The organism is Streptacidiphilus sp. EB103A (assembly GCF_041261405.1).
Classification (GTDB): Bacteria; Actinomycetota; Actinomycetes; order Streptomycetales; family Streptomycetaceae; genus Streptacidiphilus.
On record NZ_JBGCAQ010000036.1, the window covers coordinates 17,310 to 37,782 of the forward strand.

Annotated in this window: 21 protein-coding genes and 1 tRNA gene; 11 read left to right on the plus strand and 11 right to left on the minus strand. The window is 71.2% G+C overall.

The window, feature by feature from the left end; all coding sequences use genetic code 11:
- Nucleotides 1–231: 231 nt before the first annotated feature.
- Together ABH941_RS38915 and ABH941_RS38920 are read left to right on the plus strand one after the other, a co-directional pair.
- Complete coding sequence (locus ABH941_RS38915) at nucleotides 232–1,203, plus strand: sigma-70 family RNA polymerase sigma factor (RefSeq protein WP_134001636.1); 972 nt, start codon at nucleotides 232–234, stop codon at nucleotides 1,201–1,203.
- A gap of 22 nt (nucleotides 1,204–1,225) precedes the next feature.
- Nucleotides 1,226–1,429 (plus strand): hypothetical protein, encoded by a 204-nt coding sequence (locus tag ABH941_RS38920; RefSeq protein WP_370136068.1) that lies wholly within the window; start codon nucleotides 1,226–1,228, stop codon nucleotides 1,427–1,429.
- A 78-nt stretch (nucleotides 1,430–1,507) separates the two neighbouring features.
- Here ABH941_RS38920 and mscL read toward each other — a convergent pair whose 3' ends face one another.
- The 5 genes from mscL to ABH941_RS38945 form a co-directional block, all read right to left on the minus strand.
- Nucleotides 1,508–1,927 (minus strand): large conductance mechanosensitive channel protein MscL, encoded by a 420-nt coding sequence (gene mscL, locus ABH941_RS38925; RefSeq protein ID WP_370136071.1) that lies wholly within the window; start codon nucleotides 1,925–1,927, stop codon nucleotides 1,508–1,510.
- 221 nt (nucleotides 1,928–2,148) lie between these two features.
- Nucleotides 2,149–2,649: a hypothetical protein gene (locus tag ABH941_RS38930; RefSeq protein WP_370136074.1), complete on the minus strand. Its 501-nt coding sequence runs from the start codon at nucleotides 2,647–2,649 to the stop codon at nucleotides 2,149–2,151.
- Between the two features lie 172 nt (nucleotides 2,650–2,821).
- Nucleotides 2,822–3,673, minus strand: a complete 852-nt coding sequence (locus ABH941_RS38935; protein ID WP_370136077.1) for an S-methyl-5'-thioadenosine phosphorylase — start codon at nucleotides 3,671–3,673, stop codon at nucleotides 2,822–2,824.
- Between the two features lie 111 nt (nucleotides 3,674–3,784).
- Nucleotides 3,785–4,138, minus strand: coding sequence for an FmdB family zinc ribbon protein (locus tag ABH941_RS38940; RefSeq protein ID WP_370136079.1), 354 nt, complete (start codon nucleotides 4,136–4,138; stop codon nucleotides 3,785–3,787).
- Between the two features lie 132 nt (nucleotides 4,139–4,270).
- Nucleotides 4,271–5,764 carry a potassium/proton antiporter gene (locus tag ABH941_RS38945; RefSeq protein ID WP_370136082.1) on the minus strand — a complete coding sequence of 498 codons (1,494 nt, stop codon included), beginning with the start codon at nucleotides 5,762–5,764 and terminating at the stop codon, nucleotides 4,271–4,273.
- A 223-nt stretch (nucleotides 5,765–5,987) separates the two neighbouring features.
- Between ABH941_RS38945 and ABH941_RS38950 the strand changes: the two genes are divergently transcribed.
- Nucleotides 5,988–8,798 (plus strand): penicillin acylase family protein, encoded by a 2,811-nt coding sequence (locus ABH941_RS38950; protein WP_370136085.1) that lies wholly within the window; start codon nucleotides 5,988–5,990, stop codon nucleotides 8,796–8,798.
- Between the two features lie 91 nt (nucleotides 8,799–8,889).
- Here the strand turns inward: ABH941_RS38950 and ABH941_RS38955 are convergent, their stop codons facing one another.
- Nucleotides 8,890–9,474 (minus strand): 5-formyltetrahydrofolate cyclo-ligase, encoded by a 585-nt coding sequence (locus ABH941_RS38955; protein ID WP_370136088.1) that lies wholly within the window; start codon nucleotides 9,472–9,474, stop codon nucleotides 8,890–8,892.
- An 89-nt stretch (nucleotides 9,475–9,563) separates the two neighbouring features.
- Here ABH941_RS38955 and ABH941_RS38960 point away from each other — a divergent pair, with 89 nt between their 5' ends.
- The 8 genes from ABH941_RS38960 (at nucleotide 9,564) to ABH941_RS38995 (ending at nucleotide 16,039) form a co-directional block, all read left to right on the plus strand.
- Nucleotides 9,564–10,490: a GGDEF domain-containing protein gene (locus ABH941_RS38960; protein ID WP_370136091.1), complete on the plus strand. Its 927-nt coding sequence runs from the start codon at nucleotides 9,564–9,566 to the stop codon at nucleotides 10,488–10,490.
- 57 nt (nucleotides 10,491–10,547) lie between these two features.
- On the plus strand, nucleotides 10,548–11,501 hold the full coding sequence (locus ABH941_RS38965; RefSeq protein ID WP_134001617.1) for a UTP--glucose-1-phosphate uridylyltransferase: 954 nt from the start codon (nucleotides 10,548–10,550) through the stop codon (nucleotides 11,499–11,501).
- A gap of 86 nt (nucleotides 11,502–11,587) precedes the next feature.
- Nucleotides 11,588–12,970: a gephyrin-like molybdotransferase Glp gene (gene glp / locus ABH941_RS38970; RefSeq protein ID WP_370136094.1), complete on the plus strand. Its 1,383-nt coding sequence runs from the start codon at nucleotides 11,588–11,590 to the stop codon at nucleotides 12,968–12,970.
- Nucleotides 12,971–13,087: 117 nt separating this feature from the next.
- Nucleotides 13,088–13,546: a cyclic pyranopterin monophosphate synthase MoaC gene (gene moaC / locus ABH941_RS38975; protein WP_370136159.1), complete on the plus strand. Its 459-nt coding sequence runs from the start codon at nucleotides 13,088–13,090 to the stop codon at nucleotides 13,544–13,546.
- Nucleotides 13,543–14,079: a molybdenum cofactor biosynthesis protein B gene (locus tag ABH941_RS38980; RefSeq protein ID WP_370136096.1), complete on the plus strand. Its 537-nt coding sequence runs from the start codon at nucleotides 13,543–13,545 to the stop codon at nucleotides 14,077–14,079. The genes moaC and ABH941_RS38980 overlap by 4 nt, the downstream gene beginning before the upstream one ends.
- The gene (locus ABH941_RS38985; protein ID WP_370136162.1) at nucleotides 14,076–14,699 is read left to right on the plus strand and encodes a GNAT family N-acetyltransferase; all 624 of its coding nucleotides are present in this window, start codon (nucleotides 14,076–14,078) and stop codon (nucleotides 14,697–14,699) included. Before ABH941_RS38980 ends, ABH941_RS38985 begins: the two co-directional genes overlap by 4 nt.
- Nucleotides 14,700–14,839: 140 nt before the next feature.
- A complete protein-coding gene (gene glpR, locus ABH941_RS38990) occupies nucleotides 14,840–15,895 on the plus strand; it encodes a gephyrin-like molybdotransferase receptor GlpR (protein WP_370136100.1) in 1,056 nt (351 codons plus the stop codon).
- Nucleotides 15,896–15,965: 70 nt separating this feature from the next.
- Nucleotides 15,966–16,039, plus strand: a tRNA-Ala gene (locus ABH941_RS38995).
- Nucleotides 16,040–16,290: 251 nt separating this feature from the next.
- On the opposite strand, the gene ABH941_RS39000 is transcribed toward ABH941_RS38995, so the two are convergent.
- From ABH941_RS39000 to ABH941_RS39020, 5 genes are all read right to left on the minus strand, one after another.
- Complete coding sequence (locus tag ABH941_RS39000; RefSeq protein WP_370136103.1) at nucleotides 16,291–17,334, minus strand: NAD(P)-dependent alcohol dehydrogenase; 1,044 nt, start codon at nucleotides 17,332–17,334, stop codon at nucleotides 16,291–16,293.
- A 188-nt stretch (nucleotides 17,335–17,522) separates the two neighbouring features.
- Nucleotides 17,523–18,446, minus strand: coding sequence for an alpha/beta hydrolase (locus ABH941_RS39005; protein ID WP_370136106.1), 924 nt, complete (start codon nucleotides 18,444–18,446; stop codon nucleotides 17,523–17,525).
- Between the two features lie 44 nt (nucleotides 18,447–18,490).
- Nucleotides 18,491–19,525, minus strand: a complete 1,035-nt coding sequence (locus ABH941_RS39010) for an alcohol dehydrogenase catalytic domain-containing protein (protein ID WP_370136109.1) — start codon at nucleotides 19,523–19,525, stop codon at nucleotides 18,491–18,493.
- Between the two features lie 35 nt (nucleotides 19,526–19,560).
- A complete protein-coding gene (locus ABH941_RS39015; RefSeq protein WP_370136112.1) occupies nucleotides 19,561–19,974 on the minus strand; it encodes a cupin domain-containing protein in 414 nt (137 codons plus the stop codon).
- Between the two features lie 32 nt (nucleotides 19,975–20,006).
- On the minus strand, nucleotides 20,007–20,327 hold the full coding sequence (locus ABH941_RS39020; RefSeq protein WP_370136114.1) for a carboxymuconolactone decarboxylase family protein: 321 nt from the start codon (nucleotides 20,325–20,327) through the stop codon (nucleotides 20,007–20,009).
- Between the last annotated feature and the right edge of the window lie 146 nt (nucleotides 20,328–20,473).

Below are 20,473 nucleotides of genomic sequence, written 5' to 3' on the forward strand. Positions count from 1 at the left end.
AGCAGCCGACCCCATCGTGACCGGACCTCACCGCGACGGACTCCGTGAGCGACCGGATACGCTCCGCATGCGAACGCGGGAAAATCCGCCAGCATACTGCAACTCCGGAGAAAAATCCTCACCTTGGGAATGATGTCCGGATTCTGGTCGTTGCATCGTTATGAAAGGCAGCCACGAAGCAGCCACGAACGGGTCAGCCAGGCCCGTCACGTCCTCCGAGAGGAAGTAAGCATGGCCACCCGTGCCGTCGTCCGCGACAAGGCCGACCGGACCCGCAACGCGCGTCCGACCAGCGGTGAGGCCGACCGCGATCTCGTCGGCATGTACCTGGACGAGATCGCCCGGACCCCGCTGCTCGACGCCGCCCAGGAAGTCGAGCTCTCCACCCGCATCGAAGCGGGTGTCTTCGCCGAGCACCTGCTCGCGACCGGCGACACCGCCGGCGGGGCGAGCGAGGAGGAACTGCGTGCGATAGCCGCCGACGGTGCCCGTGCCAAGGACGTGTTCATCCGTTCCAACCTCCGTCTGGTGGTGGCGGTCGCCCGCCGCTACCCGCGCAGCGGACTCCCCCTGCTCGACCTGATCCAGGAGGGCAACGCCGGGCTGGTCCGCGCCGTCGAGAAGTTCGACTTCGGCAAGGGCTTCAAGTTCTCCACCTATGCCACCTGGTGGATCCGCCAGGCGATCACCCGCTCCATCGCCGACCAGTCCCGCACCATCCGCCTCCCGGTCCACCTGGTCGAGGAGCTCGGCCGGATCCGCCGGGTCCAGCGCGAGAAGTCCAAGGAGCTGGGCCGCGACGCGGAGCACGCGGAGATCGCCGCCGAACTCGACACCACCGTCGAGCGCATCAAGGACGTACTGGACTGGGCCCGTGACCCGGTCAGCCTCAACATGACCGTGGACGACGACGGGGAGACCCAGTTCGGCGACCTGGTCGAGGACACCGGGGCGACCTCTCCGGAGGACGCGGTCATGGTCATGCTGCGCCGCGAGGAGCTGGAGGGCCTGATCGGCCGTCTGGACAACCGCACGGCGTCGATCATCCGTTCCCGCTACGGCATGGAGGACGGCCGCGAGCGGACCCTCACCGAGGTCGGCAAGCAGCACGGACTCACCCGCGAGCGGATCCGCCAGATCGAGAAGCACGCCTTGGCCGAGCTCCGGAAGATCGCCGACCACTCGGGCTTCGAGGCCGCGTGAGCGCGCGACCTATCCTGAACCCATGACGGACGACAACAGCGCTGCGACAGCAGCCCAGGAGCAGCAGCCGGAGCCGCCGCAGTCCGCGCGTGCGCGGCTGGTCTTCGAGGACCCGCTGAGCCGGCCGAGCCGTGACGACACGGACAACGGCTGGGGCGGCGAGGAGTCCGGCGGCCGGGACGAGGCCTGGTACCGGCGGGAGACCCCGCCGCACCACGGCGACTGAGCAACACCGGAGCAGTGAAGGCCGGGGCCGAGCGCCCCGGCCTTCTCCGTTGGCCGGGCAGATTGGCCGGGTGCCTGTTCAGCGCTGGTGGACGAGCAGGTCGCGGATCTCCCCGAGCAGCTTCACCTCGGTGAGCTCGGCCGCCTTCAGAGCCTCCTCCTCGGCCTTCTTCTTGGCGATGTACTTGGCCATGAAGTGGTTGGCCGGCATCACGATGCAGAAGTAGACCACCGCCGCGGTGATCACGAACTGCAGCACGGCGGCCAGGACCGAGCCCCACTGGATGTAGATGCCGGTGTTACTGCCCGCGCCGCTGGAACAGCCCTTGATGCAGGACTTGTAGGCGTTCAGGGACGAGGTGCCGAACAGGCCGACGACCGGGTTGATGACGCCGTTGACGATCGAGTTGATGACGGAGGTGAAGGCGGCGCCGATGACGACCGCGACCGCGAGGTCGAGGACGTTTCCGCGCAGCAGGAATGCCTTGAAGCCCTTCAAGGGGTGTCTTCCTTCGCAATGCTGTGATGGCCGATGGGTCCTGGGAACCTACGGCAGTCGGCGCGTCCTGGCCGTACGCGCCGGGTTCACCCGTACGGCCCATCGGGGGCTTCCAGGCCGTCCGGGGGTCATGACTCCCACCTGCGGAAACGTCACGCCTCCGGAAGCCACGCCGGCGAGGGCTCACGGCCGGCGCGGTACTCCGATTTCACCCGGCCACATCACTCCTGCGGGGGATCGTCGACCACCTCGATGCGCAGCGGCGCCGCGGCGGCCGGGTGGCTCGGTGCCGGGGCGGGGATGCCGCGCAGGGAGCCGGCGGCGAGGGTGGTCGCCGCGACCATCAGCCCGGCGGCGATCGGCCCGGGCCTTCGTCGCACGGCGGCAGGCAGCCGGTGCCGCCCGCCGCCGGCCCGGATCGGCGGGAACGGCGCCACGGTGCGCCGGGGCGGCACAGCGGGGGCCTCGCAGGGCAGCGCGGCGGGACGGGGCGCGAGCGGGCCGGACGTCGCCGGAGCGGCGGTGGGGGTGGGGGTGGGGTCTGCGGTGGCGGACGTGTCCTCCCCGTAGTCCCAGCCCGCCTCGTCCCATGCTTCAGGCTCATGGACGGGCAGGCTTTGGTCACGGCCCGGGCCGGGGCGCAGCGAGTGCGCCCGGTGCCGGTTGGCCCGGCGCACCGGATTGCCGCTCAGCAGGGACTCGGCCACAGGGGATTCGGTCATCAGGGACATGGGACACCGCCTCCGGGGACGGCCGGGCTGTTCCCGACCGGACTGCCTCCACGATGTCCCTTCGCCCGGCTCTCCGCTGCCGCCCGGCCGCCTCCTGTGGACAACCTGGGGGGTGTGGAAAACTCCCTCACCCCCACGGGTGAGGCCCACGGGTGAGGGAGGGTCAGAAACCCAGCCCGGTCTCCAGTCCGTCCAGCGCGTGCGAGCAGACGCAGTCCCGTTCCGCGGTGTCCGGCAGCCCGGTGACCGTGCCGGTCAGCACCCCGCGCAGCCGGTCGATGCTGCCGGCGAAGACCCGCAGCACCTCGGCGTGGGTCACCCCCTCGCCGGTCTCGACGCCCGCGTCCAGGTCGGTCACCACGGCCACCGAGGTGTAGCAGAGCCCCAGTTCCCGGGCCAGCACGGCCTCGGGGTGCCCGGTCATGCCGACCACCGCCCAGCCCTGTGCCCCGTACCAGCGGGATTCGGCCCGGGTGGAGAACCGCGGGCCCTCGATGACCACCAGCGTCCCGCCGTCCACCGGCTCCCAGCCGGACGCCCCGGCGGCCTTCAGGGCGGCGAGCCGCCCGGTGGGGCAGTAGGGGTCTGCCGCGGAGACGTGCACCACCTCGGGCAGCAGTCCGTCGCCGCGCCGTTCACCGTCGTAGAAGGTCTGCGTCCGCCCGGAGGTGCGGTCCACGAACTGGTCCGGCACCAGCAGCGTTCCGGGGCCGTACTCGGGCCGCAGTCCGCCGGTGGCGCACGGCCCCAGCACCTGGCGTACGCCCAGCGAGCGCAGCGCCCACAGATTGGCCCGGTAGTTGATGCGGTGCGGCGGAATCCGGTGCCCGCGGCCGTGCCTGGGCAGGAACGCCACCCGACGGCCGCCGAAGTCGCCGACGAACAGGGAGTCGCTGGGCGGCCCGTACGGGGTGTCGACGGAGACCTCGGCGAGATCGTCCACCAGGGCGTAGAGACCGGTTCCGCCGATGATCCCGATATCGGCTGCGGGTGTCTCGTGCTGAGAGTTGGCCATGGGCGGCAGCATACGAAGAGCCGGGGTCCGCCGTAGCCCAGACGGTCTTACATTCCGCGGACGTCTGACGTTCGGCTGCCGCCCGGCCGCCCGGCCGCCCGACCGCTCGGGTCAGGCGGCGGGCGAGCTGCTGCCCGAGCCGGAACCGGAGCTGCTGCCCGAGGACGACGAGGACGACGAGGACGACGACGAACCCGTCGACCCGGACGAGCTCGACGACGAGTCGCCGGACGAGGACGTCGAGGAAGCAGCGGCCGGCTTGGCCGCCCCCACCGCGCTGCTCGACGACGAGCGGCTGTCGGTGCGGTAGAAGCCGCTGCCCTTGAAGACCACGCCGACGGCGGAGTAGATCTTGCGAAGCCTGCCGTTGCACGCCGGGCAGACGGTCAGGGCGTCGTCCGTGAACTTCTGGACCGCCTCGAGGCCGTTGCCGCATTCGGTGCACTGGTACTGGTACGTCGGCACTGTCTTTTCCTCCTGGCTGGCACTCTCGCCTGATGAGTGCTAACGACGGTCAATGATGCGGTATTCCGCGGCGATAGTCCACCGTGGCCACTGTGAGCTGTGACGATGCGAGCTGTTGCCGAGTCGTCACGGTCAGTAGGTGTCGCGCTGTCCGAGCCATCCGGCGAGCTTGCCGCCCCGGTCCACGGTGCGCAGCCGCCGCTCCGCGCGGTCCCGTACCTCGTCGGTGGCGACCACCAGCAGGTCGTCGCCGGCCCTCAGCACCGTCGTCGGCCCGGGGACGAAGCTGGCGCCGTCCCGGACCACCAGGGTGACCGCCGCGCCCCTGGGCAGCCGCAGCTCGCTGACCTCCACGCCGGCGATCCTGGAGCCGGGCGCCAGGGTCAGCGACAGCAGATGCCCGTGCAGCCGCTCCAGCGGCGCGGACTCCACGTCGAGCCGGTCCGCGTGGCCCGGGTCGCTGATCCGCAGCCGTCGCGCCACCCAGGGCAGCGTCGGGCCCTGGACCAGGGTGAACACCACGACCAGCAGGAACACGATGTTGAACAGCTGGTGCGCGCCCGGCACCTGGGCGACCACCGGAATGGTGGCGAGCACGATGGGCACCGCGCCGCGCAGCCCGGCCCAGGAGAGCAGGGTCTGCTCGCGCAGGTTCATGCCGAACGGGGTCATCGTCAGCAGCACCGACAGCGGGCGGGCCAGGAACACCAGCACCAGGCCGACGACCAGCGCCGGGCCGATCGCGTCCGCCATGGTGTGGGGGGTCACCAGCAGCCCGAGCAGGACGAACATGCTGATCTGGGCGATCCAGGCGAGCCCCTCGGCGAAGCCGCGGGTGGCCGGCCCGTGCGGCAGCCGGGAGTTCCCGAGGATCAGCGTCGCGATGTAGACGGCGAGGAATCCGGAGCCGTGCAGCAGCGCGCCCCCGGCGTAGGCGAGCAGCGCCAGCGCGGTCACGGCGATGGGGTAGAGGCCGGAGGAGGGCAGCGCGACCCGGCGCAGCGCCAGCGAGCCCAGACGGCCCACGGTGAGGCCGAGAACCAGGCCGATGGCCAGCTGCATGGCTATCGAGCCGATCAGGACGTACCAGCTGTCTATCGGTCCGGTGGTGGCGAAGGCGACGACCAGGATGACCACCGGGGCGTCGTTGAAGCCGGACTCGGCTTCGAGCAGCCCACTGAGCCGGGACGGCAGCGGGACCCGGCGCAGCACCGAGAAGACCGCGGCGGCGTCGGTGGACGAGACCACCGCGCCGAGCAGCAGCGACAGCCGCCAGTCGGTGCCGACCAGCAGGTGCGCCCCCAGGGCGGTCACCGCGACGCTGACGCCGGTCCCGACGGTCGCCAGCACGGCGGCGGCGGGGGCGGCGGGCCTGATGCTGGTCCAGCTGGTGCTGAGGCCGCCCTCGGCGAGGATGACCACCAGCGCGGCATAGCCGAGAACCTGGGTGAGTGACGCGTTGTCGAATCCGACGCCCAGTCCGTCCTGGCCGAGGGCGACGCCGATGCCGAGGTAGAGCAGCAGGCTGGGCAGGCCGCTCCGGGAGGCGAGCCGCACGGCGGCCACGGCGACGAGGAGGACCAGGGAGAAGGCCAGGAGCAGGGTGTCGAGATGGTGGACTGTCACTCAGGGGCACCTCACGGCAGCAGGCGTCAGACGAGCAGTCAGATGTATACGTGTTTAACATTTTACCTTGCCTTGGGGATTGCCTGTCCAGCGTGAAGAATCTGGGCGGATGCCAAGGCCGATACCAGTCAACAGGGCATTCGGTTCAAGTGTTAGCGTCGGCTCCGCCGCACCGCACCGCGCCCTCTGGCGGCGGATGAGCCCCTGCCCCACAAGGACCCTGATGCCCCGCACCAAGAAGTTCCGCCGGCTCCGACTGCTGGTGATCCTTGTCGTCCTGCTGCTGGTCGTCGGCGCAGGGCTCGGCGGTTGGCTGGGGGTGAGGACCGTCAAGGCCTCCTTCCCGCAGACCACCGGCACCCTGCACCTCGCCGGACTCTCGGCGCCGGTGAGCGTCGACCGCGACAGCAAGGGCATTCCGCAGATCTACGCGAACACCCCGGCGGACCTGTTCAAGGCCCAGGGATACGTCCAGGCCCAGGACCGCTTCTGGCAGATGGACGTCGACCGGCACATCACCTCGGGCACCCTGGCCTCGATGTTCGGCAAGGGACAGGTGGATACCGACGCCTTCATCCGCACCATGGGCTGGCGCGACGTGGCGCAGCAGGAGTACGACACCAAGCTCGACGCCACCACCAAGCAGTACCTCCAGGACTACGCGGACGGCGTCAACGCCTGGCTCGCCGAGCACCCCGGCGGGGCCGGCGCCTCGCTGGAGTACGCACTGCTCGGCACCGCCTACAGCGGGTACAAGCCGGCTCAGTGGACCCCGGTGGACTCGGTGTCCTGGCTGAAGGCGATGGCCTGGGACCTCAGCGGGAACATGCAGCAGGAGATCGACCGCTCGCTGCTCTCGCAGAACCTCAGCAAGCAGCAGATCGCGGAGCTGTACCCGTCCTACCCGTACAGCACCAACAGCACCATCCTGAAGACCGGCACGGTGAGCGACGCCGGCACCGCCAAGGCCACCTACCACCCGGCGGCCGGCGACGGGTCGTCGAGCTCCTCCGGCAGCAGCGGAAGCAGCACCGGCGCCACCCAGGCCTCCTCGACGACCACGACCACGACGACCGGCAGCAGCGGCTCGGTGTCGAGTGCGGTGCAGGCCTCACAGACGGCCGCCACCCAGCTCGCCGCCAACCTGGACAGCATCCCCGCCCTGCTCGGAGACCCGGGCCAGGGCATCGGCTCCAACTCCTGGGTGATTTCCGGCAGTCACACCACCACCGGTAAGCCGCTGCTGGCCAACGACCCGCACCTCGGCCCCGGACTGCCGTCCATCTGGTACCAGATGGGCCTGCACTGCACTGTCGTCGGCACCGCGTGCCCGTTCGACACCACCGGTTTCACCTTCGCCGGGATGCCGGGCGTGGTGATCGGCCACAACCAGTCGATCTCCTGGGGCTTCACCAACCTCGGCGCCGACGTCCAGGACCTCTACCTGGAGCAGGTCACCGGGGACAACACCTACCTGTACAACGGCCAGAACGCGAAGTTCACCACCCGCCAGGAGGTGATCAAGGTCGCCGGGGGCGCCGACCAGACCATCACCGTGCGCAGCACCGCCGACGGCATGCCGATCATCTCCGACCACAACACCCAGCAGCAGTCGGTCGGCCAGGACGCCCCGGTCGACGGCACCGCGCCGCCCCGCAACGGCGGCTACGCCATCGCGCTGCGCTGGACCGCCCTGGACCCGGGCAAGTCCATGGACGCCGTGTTCGAGCTGGACCGGGCCACCGACTTCACCCAGTTCCGGGCCGCCGCACGGGACTTCGCCGTCCCGGCGCAGAACCTGGTCTACGCCGACACCGCCGGGAACATCGGCTACCAGGCCCCGGGCCAGATCCCGATCCGGGCCAAGGGCGACGACGGCACCTACCCGATGCCGGGCTGGACCTCGCAGTACAGCTGGAAGGGATTCATCCCGCAGGCGGCGCTGCCCTACGTGGAGAACCCCTCCTCCGGGTACATCGTCACCGCCAACCAGGCCGTGGTGGACAGCTCGTACCCGTACGAGCTGACCGACGACTGGGGCTACGGCACCCGCTCCCAGCAGATCACCAACCTGATCAGGTCCAAGCTGGCGAACGGCGGGAGGATCTCGCCGGACGACATGCAGAGCATGCAGACCGACGACACCAGCGTGATGGCGCAGACCCTGGTCCCCTACCTGCTCAAGGTGCCGCTGAACGATCCCTACTACAAGGACGCGCAGCAGCTGCTCAAGGACTGGAACTACAAGCAGGACGCGGGATCGGCCGCCGCCGCGTACTACAACGCGGTCTGGAGCAACCTGCTGCACCTCGCCTTCGACGAGAAGTTCCCGGCGCAGGTCCGCGCCACCACCGACTGCGTGCTGCAGCTGCCGGCCGGCACCGCCAAGGTCCCGGTGGACGGGGTGAACGCCGCCCCCAAGCGGGTCTCGGTCTGTGGCACCCGCAGCCCCGACCAGGCCCAGCCGGACGGCGGCGACCAGTGGACCACCGCGGTCACCGCGCTGCTGAAGCAGCCGAGCAGCGACTGGTGGACGTACACCGACACCAAGGGCGCGCAGGTCCAGGGCCTGGACAACATGCTGCTCAAGGCCATGGTCGACGCCCGCAAGCAGCTCACCTCGCTGATGGGCAAGGACATCGGCACCTGGAGCTGGGGCCGGATCCACACGCTGACCCTCAAGGAGCAGACCCTCGGCACGGACGACTCCTCGATCTTCTCCGGGCTGGTGCACAAGCTGCTCAACCGCGGGCCGTACCAACTGGACGGCAGCAGCGCGGCGGTGGACGCCACCGGGTGGGACGCCGCAGCGGGTTACCAGGTGGACTGGGTGCCCTCGATGCGGATGGTCGTGGACCTGTCCGACCTGGACGCCTCACGCTGGATCACCATCGGTGGCGCCTCGGGCCACGCCTACAGCGCCCACTACAACGACCAGACCCAGCTCTGGGCCGAGGGCCAGCTGCTGACCTGGCCGTTCGGCAAGGCCGCGGTGACGGCGGCGACGGTCGACAAACTGACGCTGACGCCGTAGGCATCTGACGGATCTTGGCTGCGGGCTGTGGCCGGTTGCAACCCCGCAGCCAAGCTCCGTCAGAACCACCGAACCCGTGGGGGCCAGGGCGTCACGCCCCGAAGCGCCACAGCTTCGAGGGCGTCACCGCCGCGTCCACCGGCCGGTCGTGCGCCTCGGCCGGGATCTCCGGCAGCACCTCGTCGTCGTACAGCAGGGTCACCAGCGGCGCCCGCGAGCCCGCCGCCGCCAGCCGGGCCAGCACCCGGTCGTAGCTGCCGCCGCCGCGGCCCAGCCTGACGCCCCGTCGGTCCACCGCCAGGCCCGGCATCAGCACCAGGTCCGCCGCGCACACCGCCTCCGGGCCCAGCGGCGCGCCCCCCGGCTCGCGCAGTCCGCGGCGCGCCCCGACCAGGCTCTCCGCGCCCTGGTACACACCCCAGTCCAGATCGTTGTCCTCCTGCAGCAGCGGCAGCAGCACCCGCACGCCCCGCGCCCGCAGCGCGTCCAGCAGCGCCTGCGTGCCCGGCTCCGCCCCCACCGACACATACCCGGCCACCACCGCCGGCAGCCGGGCGGGCAGCAGTTCCAGCGCCCGGCGCCCGAGCTCAAGCCCCGCCTGCTTCCGCTGCTCGGGTGACATTGCGGCGCGGGCGGCCAGCAGGCGTGACCTCAGCGCGGTCTTCTCGTTCAACATGGGATGAGCGGGCCTTTCGTGCGGGAGCGGGACGGCCGAACCCCGCCAGCTGAAGCCGAGTATGCACGTGCCGACGGAGGGGCAGGCCGATGGACCGGCAGACCGCATTGTCAGTGGCCCTCGCTACGCTGCTGCTGATCGCCTCGGCAGCCGCCGTCACTGCCTACGCCCGGCTGCGCCGTGCCCGCAGCAGCGCCGCCGCGGGCGAGCTGAGCCTGCGCCAGGAACTGCAGCGGCTGCAGCAGGGCCGGGCCGAGCTCGAACGCACCTCCTACACGGACGCCCTCACCGGGGTCTGGAACTACCGCTACCTCCAGCTCGCCCTGGACCGGGAGATCGCCCGCTGCGCCCGGCAGCCGGTCCAGCCGGAGGGGGCCGAGCGGCTCGCCGTGCTGCTGCTGGAGATCGAGGGCTTCGACGAGATCCGTCGCGAGCACGGCCACCAGCGCGGCGGCGCGGTGCTGCGCGACCTGGCCCAGCGGCTGGCCATGGAGGTCCGCGAGACCGATGTGTTCGGGCGCTACGGCGGGGAGGAGTTCCTGGTCCTGCTGCCGGACACGGACGCCGCCGGGGCCGAGCACGTCGCCGAGCGGCTCCGCTGGACGGTCCGCAGGCATCCGCTGGCGCTGCCGTCGGTCCCGGTGCCGTCATCAGACGGATCAGACGGAACGGGGGCGGCTCCGGTCAACGGGCTCGGCGCGGCGGTCGGCACCGCCGTGCTGCCCAGGGACGGCGCCCACGCCGCGCTGCTGCTGCGTGCCGCCGACCGCGCGCTGGCCGCGGCCCGGGGCCCGGCGGCGCCGGCACCGGGCGACACCGAGCCGGAAACCGGACCGGAGCCGACGACCGAATCCATGACCGAACCCGTGACCGAATCCATGCTCGAATCCGAGGGTGCGGCGGAGGACTCCAGCCAGGACACCCACCGGACCGGAAACGACTCCCCGTCTGCAACTCCCGCTTCACAGCCCGTTTACCGGTTGCTGGCCCAGGGATGTGACCTCTCTGTGACCTGACAGTGAATGCACGGGGTCGGGCCTGACCTGCGACTGCTGGCCAGTACAGTCATCGGTATGACGAAAGCACGTGCGCGCCAGATCACCAAGGCCGTCATCCCTGCCGCGGGTCTGGGCACCCGGTTCCTTCCGGCGACCAAAGCGACTCCAAAGGAGATGCTGCCGGTCGTGGACAAGCCCGCGATCCAGTACGTGGTGGAGGAAGCCGCGTCCGCCGGGCTGACCGACGTGCTGATGATCACCGGGCGCAACAAGCGTCCGCTGGAGGACCACTTCGACCGCGCGTACGAGCTGGAGGAGCTGCTGGTCCGCAAGGGCGACGAGGCCAAGCTGGCCCGGGTCCGGGAGTCCAGCGACCTCGCCACCATGCACTACGTGCGCCAGGGCGACCCCAAGGGGCTCGGCCACGCCGTCCTCTGCGCCGAGCCGCACGTCGCCGACCAGCCGTTCGCGGTCCTCCTCGGCGACGACCTGATCGACCCGCGCGACCCGCTGCTGGCCAAGATGATCGAGGTCCAGCGCGAACTCGGCGGCAGCGTCGTGGCGCTGATCGAGGTCGACCCCGACCAGGCGCACCTCTACGGCTGCGCGGCGGTCAAGCCGGCCGAGTGGCACGGCACCGTCGGCGGCGACGACGAGATCGTCCGGATCACCGACCTGGTGGAGAAGCCCGCCCCCGGCGAGGCTCCCAGCAGCTATGCCGTGATCGGCCGCTACGTCCTCGACCCCACCGTCTTCGACGTGCTGCGGGAGACCCCGCCCGGCAAGAACGACGAGATCCAGCTGACCGACGCGCTCCGGGTGCTCGCCCAGCGCACCCCGGGCCGCGGCGGTCCGGTGCACGGCGTCCTCTTCAAGGGCCGACGCTACGACACGGGCGACCGCGGCGACTACCTGCGCGCGATCGTGCGCCTGGCGTGCGAGCGTGATGACCTGGGCCCGGACTTCCGGACCTGGCTCAAGGAGCTCGTCGGCAGCGGCGAGCTGGACACCCTCACCGGGGCCGAGTAGCACCGGGACGTCATCCGCTGGACATCTTCGGGTGACAGAGGGGTAGGCAGCGGACGACGACGCAGCGCGGCAGCAGGGGGAGAACAGTGAGCGACCACCAGCACGAGCACACCGCCGAGGGCGACCCCTGCGCCGCCGACAGCGAAGCGGAGCGCTACTGGACGGTCGACGAGCACCTCGCCGACATCCTCGGCACTGTCGGCCCGCTGCCGCCCCTCGACCTGCAACTGCTGGAGGCCCAGGGCTGCCTGACGGTGGAGCGGATCACCGCCCGGGTCGACCTGCCGCCGTTCGACAACAGCTCCATGGACGGCTACGCGGTCCGGGTCGCCGACGTCGAGGGAGCCACCGACGCGTACCCCTCGGTGCTCACCGTCGTCGGTGACATCGCCGCCGGCGCCGCCAACCTGCCGGTGGTCGGCCCCGGGCAGTGCGCCCGGATCATGACCGGGGCGCCCCTGCCCCCCGGCGCCGAGGCCGTGGTCCCGGTCGAGTGGACCGACGGCGGCAGCGGCGGCAAGGAAGCCGCGGTGGGCATGGCCCCGCGCAGCAGCTCGCCCGAGGGCGCCGGCGGCGAGGTACGGGTGTTCCGGCCCGCCGAGGGCGGCGCCTTCGTCCGCCGCCGCGGCGACGACATCAGCTCGGGCCAGGTGGTGCTGCCCGAGGGCACCCTGCTGGGCCCGGCCCAGATCGGGCTGCTCGCGGCGATCGGCCAGGACACCGTGCGGGTGCGGCCGCGGCCGCGGGTGGTGGTGCTCTCCACCGGCAGCGAGCTGGTGCAGCCCGGCCTTGAGGTGGGCCCCGGGCAGATCAGCGACTCCAACAGCTTCGCCCTGACCGCGGCCGCCAGGGACGCCGGCGCCATCGCCTACCGGGTCGGCGGGGTCCCCGACGACGCCGAGCGGCTGCGCGAGGTCGTCGAGGACCAGCTGATCCGTGCCGACCTGGTGGTCACCAGCGGCGGTGTCAGCGTGGGGGCGTACGACGTGGTCAAGGAGGCGCTGGCGCCGGAGGGCGTCGAGCAGCCGCCGCTGGGCGTGATCTCCTTCCGCAAGCTGCGGATGCAGCCGGGCAAGCCGCAGGGCTTCGGCCTGCTGGACGGCTCCGTCCCGCTGTTCGCCCTGCCGGGCAACCCGGTCAGCGCGTACCTCTCCTTCGAACTGTTCGTGCGCCCGGCGATCCGGGCCATGATGGGCGCCGAGGAGGTGCACCGGCCGGTGGTCCGGGCGGTGCTCACCGCTGGGCTGCAATCCCCGTCCGGCCGACGACAGTTCGCCAGGGCGCGGTATGTCGTCGGGAAGCCCGGCGAGCCGGGGAGCGTCGCACCGGTCGGCGGAGCCGGCTCGCATCTGGTGGGGCCGCTGGCGCAGGCCAACTCGGTCATCGTGGTCCCTGAGGACACCACCTCGGTCGCGGCGGGGGAGCAGGTCGAGGTCGTCCTGCTGGAAGCCGCGGACAGTCCGATCTGACGCAGCCGCCAGGCAGCGATAGCCTGTGCCCGCACGGCATCGGCCCCAGGAGACGACACCTTGAGTAGCTCGCACAGCGACCGGCTGACCCACGTCGACGCGACGGGGGCGGCGCGGATGGTCGACGTCTCCGAGAAGGCCACCACGGTGCGCACCGCCCGCGCCACCGGCCGGGTGCTGGTCGCGCCCCTGGTGGTGGAGCTGCTGCGGGGTGAGGGCGTGCCCAAGGGGGACGCCCTGTCGGTGGCCCGGATCGCCGGGATCATGGGGGCCAAGCGCACCCCCGACCTCATCCCGCTCTGCCACCCGATCGCCATCTCCGGGGTGACCGTCGAGCTGACCGTGACCGACCAGGCCGTGGAGATCGCGGCCACGGTGCGCACCGCCGACCGCACCGGGGTGGAGATGGAGGCGCTGACCGCCGTCGCCGTGGCCGGGCTGACCGTCATCGACATGGTCAAGGCGGTGGACAAGGGCGCCAGGATCGACGCCGTGCAGGTGGAGTCCAAGACCGGCGGCAAGAGCGGGGACTGGCACCGCGAAGGCTACGGGGCGGTCGGGGGTGAGGTCCGGTGAAGCGCGCCCTGGCCGTCACCGTCTCCAACCGCGCCTCGGCCGGCGTCTACGCCGACAAGGGCGGCCCGCTGCTGGTCCAGGGTCTGGCCGCGATGGGCTTCCAGGTGGACGGCCCCCGGGTGGTGCCGGACGGCGAGCCGGTGCTGGCGGCGCTGCGCGCGGCCGTGGCCGAGGGCTACGACGTGGTGCTGACGACCGGCGGGACCGGGCTCACCCCGATGGACCTCACCCCGGAGATGACCGCACAGGTGATCGAGCGCCCGGCGCCCGGCATCGCCGAGGCGATCCGCGCCGAGGGCCGCGCCGCCGGAGTGCCCACCGCGGCCCTGTCCCGCGGGCTCTCCGGCCTGGCCGGGAACACGCTGATCGTCAACCTCCCCGGTTCCACCGGCGGGGTCAAGGACGGCCTGGCGGTGCTGGAGCCGCTGCTGGCCCACGCGGTCGACCAGGTGCACGGGGGAGACCACCGGCGCCCCGACGCCGAGGGGCCCGCAGGTGGCAGGCCCGACCTCCCGTCAGGAGAACTGCACTGAACGCCTTCTGGCCGGTCGAGCTGCACGAGGGCCCGGTCGGGCTGCGACCGATCCGGGTGCGCGACCGCAGGACCTGGCAGGAGGTCAGCGGTCGCAACCGGCACTGGCTGCGCCGCTGGGAGGCCACCGTCCCCCCGGCCCAGCCGGGCAACCCCTCGACGCCGCGGCCGACCTACCGTCAGATGGTGCACTTCCTGCGGTCCGAGGCCCACTCGGGACGGATGCTGCCGTTCGTGGTGACCTACCAGGGGCAGCTGGTCGGCCAGCTCACCGTCGGCGGCATCACCTGGGGGTCGATGTGCTCCGCCAACATCGGCTACTGGGTCGACGAGTCGGTCGCCGGGCGCGGGATCATCCCGACCGCGGTGGCGATGGTCGTGGACCACTGCTTCCGCACCATGGGCCTGCACCGGATCGAGGTGTGCATCCGTCCGGAGAACGGGCCCAGCCGACGGGTGGTCGAGAAGCTCGGCTTCCGCGAGGAGGGGATCCGTCCGCGCTATCTGCACATCGACGGCGGCTGGCGGGACCATCTGGTCTTCGCGCTGACGGCCGACGAGGTGCCGGAGGGCCTGCTGCGTCGATGGCGCGGGAACAGTACCTCGGCAGCCAATTCCTAGCCGTACATTCACAAATGTGTTCGACTGTGTCCTGAATCTGTGATTCAAAGCGACAAAATTAGGGTGAGATGAGCATGAGCGTGCGACACACCGGCCGGAATTGCCACGGGGCACTCCTCCTCGCCCGTACGGTGTGAAGCGTGAGCAGTAGCGGCCTCATCTACGCGGTGATCGTGGGGGCCTGGGCTGCCTATCTGGTGCCGATGTGGCTCCGCCGGCAGGACGAACTGAACGAGGCCCGGCCCACCGAACGCTTCAGCACCGCGATCCGACTGCTGTCCGGACGCGCGGCGATGGAACGCAAGGTCTCCCGGCACCGGGAGGACGACGCCCCGGCCGAGGCCTCGGCGGCCAAGCCGGCCGCCGGGGCCGGATCGTCCCCGCGTCAGCAGCAGCGTCAGACCGCGCCGCCCGCCCCGGCCCCGACGTCCGTTCCCACCCCCGGGACCGGTCCGGCCGCCGCTGCGGCGGACCGTCGCGCCGGGACCCAGCGGTCCGAGGCCCAGCAACGGCGCGCCTCCCTGCTGGCCCGCCGCCGGCGCATGGTCATCCTGCTGTTCGCGGTCTTCACTCTCGGCATGATCGCCGCGGCGGTGGGCGGCGTCGCCCTGCTCTGGGCCCCGGCGATCCCGGCTGTCCTCTTCTCCGTCTACATCGCGCACCTGCGCCGCCAGGAGCGCCGCCGGTTCGAGGTCAAGATCGACCGTCGCCGCGCGGCCGAGGCGGCCCAGCGGGTCCGCGAGCGGGAGCGCGACCGCCGCCGGGCCGCCGCCGTCCCGGAGACCCAGGCGGTCTCGGCGCCACCCCCGCCGGCCGCACAGCCGACCGGCCGTACCTCCTCCGGCTCGGGCCTGCACCACACCCGGGCACTGGTCGAGGCGGCGGCCGCCGCCGAGGAGTCGGAGGACTGGCACGACGGTCCGCGCGACCACTCCGGCGACCCCGAGGGCTGGGACCCGGTCCCGGTCCCGCTCCCCACCTACGTCACCGCCCCGGTCGCCCCCCGCCGTACCGGCGGCCTCGACCTCGGCGCCCCCGACACCTGGAGCGCCGGCCGCGCGGTCGTCCCACCACCCCAGCCCCACCTCCAGCCGCAGCAGCCACCCGCCCCCGGACAGCGGCGCCCCCCGTCCACCCCCCTCTTCGACCAGTACGCGGACGAACCCGCCCCCCACCCCCGCGCCGCCAACGAATGACACGCACCCCCACCAGCGCCAAAAGCGGTGCCGGACCACCCGCCCGGACCTGATAGAGTTTCTTCTCGTTGGGGCTGTGGCGCAGTCCGGTAGCGCACCTCGTTCGCATCGAGGGGGCCAGGGGTTCGAATCCCCTCAGCTCCACCCAACAGCTGGTCTTGAGTTAGCTCAGGAGCGGTTCACGAGATCCCGTTCGATCACTACTGATCGGACGGGATCTCGTAGTTTTGGGCCCTTTCAGGGCCTGGGAGAGGTCCCGGGCTTCTGCTGGGGCGGATTTTCGCCCCTTGGACGCGTGGTTGATGCCGTCGGGTCATGCCGAAGAGGTCACAGGGCTCACTTTTCCTGAGGCCGACAGGCAGACCCAGTCGCAGATGGACGGAACCGTAGGGGCTTCAGGCCAGTGTGGAGGCGTCGATGACGAACCGGTAGCGCACGTCGGAGGCCAGGACCCGTTCGTATGCCTCGTTGATCTTCTGGGCGGGGATGATCTCGATGTCCGCGCCGAGGTGGTGCTCGGCGCAGAAGTCGAGCATCTCGCGGGTCTCGCGGATGCCGCCGATGAGGGAGGCGGTGACGGTGCGGCGCTGGGCGACGAGGTTGTAGCCGTTGAGGGAGAGCGGCTCGGTGGCGACGCCGACGTTGGCGAGGACGCCGTCGAGGGCCAGCAGCGACAGGTAGGCGTTGAGGTCGATCGTGGCGCTGACGGTGTTCACGATCAGGTCGAAGCTGCCGGACAGTGCCGTGAAGGTGTCCGGGTCGCCAGTGGCGCAGTAGTGGTCGGCGCCCAGGCGAAGTCCGTCCTCCTGCTTCTTGAGTGTCTGCGAGAGCACGGTGACTTCGGCGCCCATCGCGTGAGCGAGCTTGACGGCGAGGTGGCCCAGGCCGCCCAGGCCCACAACAGCGACCTTCGAGCCGGGGCCGGCGTGCCGGCGGCGCAGCGGGGAGTAGACGGTGATGCCCGCGCACAGCAGCGGGGCGGCCTCGGCGAGCCCGATCGCGTCGGGGACGGCCAGGACGAAGTCCTGGTCGACGACGATATGGGTGGAGTATCCGCCCTGGGTGGTCGTGCCGTCCCGGTCGACGGAGCCGTAGGTGAGGGTGGTGCCGCGCAGGCAGTACTGTTCCTGGCCCTTGCGGCAGTTGGCGCATGAGCGGCAGGAGTTGGCCATGCATCCGACGCCGACGCGGTCGCCCACGGCGTGCCGGGTGACGTCCGTGCCGGTCGCGGTGACGATGCCGGTGAACTCGTGTCCGGGGACCAGCGGGTAGGGCTCGGGGCGCCATTCGCTGCGGGCGTGGGAGATGTCGGAGTGGCAGATGCCGCAGTACTTGACCTCGATGAGGACGTCGTGCGGGCCGAGGTCGCGGCGCTGGATGCGCATCGGGGTGAGCGGTTCGGTCGCGGACGTCGCGCCGTAGGCAGGAACGGTGAGCATGCGATCTCCAGTACAGGGGCTGGTGATTGACGGGATTGCGCCAGGAACGATCCGGCGGCGGCGCGGGGCGAGTGAACGCGGCAGGCGCCCTGGTCCGGGGGTTGTCAGCCCCTGGACCGGGGCGCCTGGAGGACGTGGCGCTCACGGCGGTTGTCGCGCTGAGGCGGTGTTGCCGGCTGCCGGGTCGCTTACAGGTTCTTGGTGAAGAACTGGGCGAGCTTCTCGGCGACCTGCGGGACGTACTCCGGGTTCCAGTACAGGTCGATGTGCGAGGCGCCGTCGAGGACGAGGAGTTCCTTGGGCTCCTTCGCCTTCGCGATGGCGTCCTGGCTGAAGTAGAGGGTGTCGGCCTCGGAGCCGGCGATCAGCAGCAGCGGGCGCGGGGAGATCAGCTCGATCCCCTCGAACGGGAAGAACGCCATCTGCTGGCTGAGGCTGGACAGGGCGAACGTGCCCATGAACCGCGGGTTGGGGTCGATCTCCGAGTAGTACGTGTAGCCCTCCTGGTACATCGTCGGGATGGTCGACAGGTCGCTCATGTCGAACCTGGGGTTGTCGGCGATCAGCGAGAACATCTCGACCTCACCGCCGGCCGCCTCGCGGGTGCGGGCCTGGCCCGAGCGCTCCAGCAGGCTGGTGCGGTACTCGACCGACTGCTTGCCCAGGGGGCCGACGCCGTCGCGGCGCGCGGAGCCGATGTTGAACGTGCTCACGCCCGCGACCGCCTTGATCCGCAGCTCGGTCTGCGACGCGTTGACGGTGTAGCCGCCGCCCGCGCAGATGCCCAGCGCGCCGATGCGGTCCGCGTCCACGTCGGGGTGGTTGCTCAGGAAGTCCACCGCGCAGCGGATGTCCTCCACCCGCGCTGCCGGGAACTCCGAGAAGTGCGGCTCGCCGCCGCTCTCGCCCTGGTAGGAGGCGTCGAAGACCAGCGTGACGAAGCCCTGTGCGGACAGCAGCTTCGCGTAGGTCGTGGAGACCTGCTCCTTGACGGCGCCGAAGGGGTGGGTCACCACGATCGCCGGGTACCGCGTGCCCTGCTGGAAGCCGTCCGGCCGGAACAGATTGCCGACGACGGTGTTGCCCTTGTTCTGGAAGGTGATGCGTTCCATGGTCTCTTCCTTGCTGTGTGGAGTGCGGGGTGTGAGGTGCGGTGTCAGGGGCGGACGAGGACCTTGAGGGCCTCGCGGTCGTTCATCAGCCGGTAGCCTTCGGCGATGTCGTCCAGGGCCACGGTGCGGTCGAAGACCCGGCCGGGGTGGATGGCGCCGCTGAGGATGTGCGGCATGAGCTCCTCGATGTAGGCGCGGGAGGGCGCGACGCCGCCGGTGAGGGTGATGTTGCGCATGAACTCCATGAACCCGAACGGGACTTCGGGGTACTGCGGGGCGCCGACGCGGCTGATGACGCCGCCGTCGCGGACCACTCCGGCCGACTGGACCAGGGCGTCCTTGAGACCCACGCATTCCAGCACCCGGTCGGTGCCTGTACCGCCGGTCAGCTCGCGCACGGCGGCGACGCCGTCCTGGCCGCGTCCGGCGACCACGTCGGTGGCGCCGAACTCGCGCCCGAGGTCGGTGCGCGAGATGTGACGGCCCATCAGGATGATCCGCTCGGCGCCCAGCAGCTTCGCGGAGATGACCGCGGACAGGCCCACCGCGCCGTCACCGATGACAGTGACGCTGTCGCCGGCCTTCACTCCGGCGGTGCGGGCGGCGTGGTAGCCGGTGCACAGCACGTCGGAGAGGGTCAGCAGGTCGGGCAGCAGCTCGGAATCCTCGCCGACGGGAAGCTTGACCAGGGTGCCGTCCGCGAACGGGATGCGGGCGGCCTCGCCCTGGCCGCCGTCGACGCCGCCGACACCCCACTGTCCGGCGTGGACGCAGGAGGTGGTCAGGCCGCGGCGGCAGTTCTCACAGGTGCCGTCGGAGTAGGTGAACGGCACCACGACCAGGTCGCCGGACTTGACCCTCATCACCTCGGCGCCGGTCTCCTCGACGACGCCGATGAACTCGTGGCCCATCTGGCGGGGGTGGTCGGCGTACGGCTGGGACTTGTAAGGCCACAGGTCGCTGCCGCAGACGCAGCCGGCCACGATGCGGATGACCGCGTCGGTGGGCTGCTGGATCTTGGGGTCCGCGACGTTCTCGACGCGGACGTCGCCGGCTTGGTAGAGCAGTGTTGCGCGCATGAGGGGGTTCCTGTCCTTCGGTGTGTTCGCTGTGGTCAGTGGGTGGGGGCCCGGGGTGCCCGGTAGGCGTCGTCGGCGACGGGCTCGGCCCAGGCGGTCTGGGGGGCGTCGCTGGTGTCGCCGTCCATCAGGACCAGGTGGGCCATGAAGCGGTCGGAGGCGGCGCCGTGCCAGTGCTCCTCGTCCGGCGCGGTGCAGATGGTGTCGCCGGGGTGGGCTTCGATGACGGCGCCGTCGCGGCTGCCCAGCAACGCGACGCCTTCGATGACGTGCAGGGTTTGGCCCAGGCGGTGCGAATGCCAGTGCGTGCGGGCACCGGGTGCGAACCGGACGACGGCCAGGCGGGCCCGCTCGGGCTGGGGGCAGGCGTAGATCCCGTCGACCCAGACGTCTCCGGTGAACGTGGCGGCCGGGCCCTTCGCGGTGGGCGGGCGGTGGAAGATTTCCATGGTTCCTCGTCCGTTCGGCGGCGGTGGCCGCTTCACTCCTCGGTGATGGCCTTCAGCTGGGTTATCGCGGACATCGCATTGGGCCATCCGGCGTAGAACGCCAGCTGCGTGATCGCGGCCACCAGCTCGTCCTTGCTCAGGCCGTTGGCCAGGGCCAGGCGCAGGTGCGAGTTGAGCTGTTCGGGGCGGTGGAGCGCGGTCAGTGCCGCGACCGTGACCAGGCTGCGGTCCCTGGGCGACAGCGCCGGGTCGGCCCAGACCTGGCCGAACAGCACCTCGTCGGTCAGCCGCACCAGCTCGGGCGCGGTGTCGCCGAGCAGTTGCCGGGCTCTGCTGGGGCCTTGCTCCGTCATGGGTCGATGCCTTCGTCTCGGCGGTGGTGGCCGTCGAAGGGACTTCGCCTTCGGGCGGTTCCGGACGGCGGAGCGGATCGATGATCCGCCCTCTTTTTAAACCGTGCCCGGTACGGCGGCCACGCGGCAGGGCGAGCTGTTCCAGT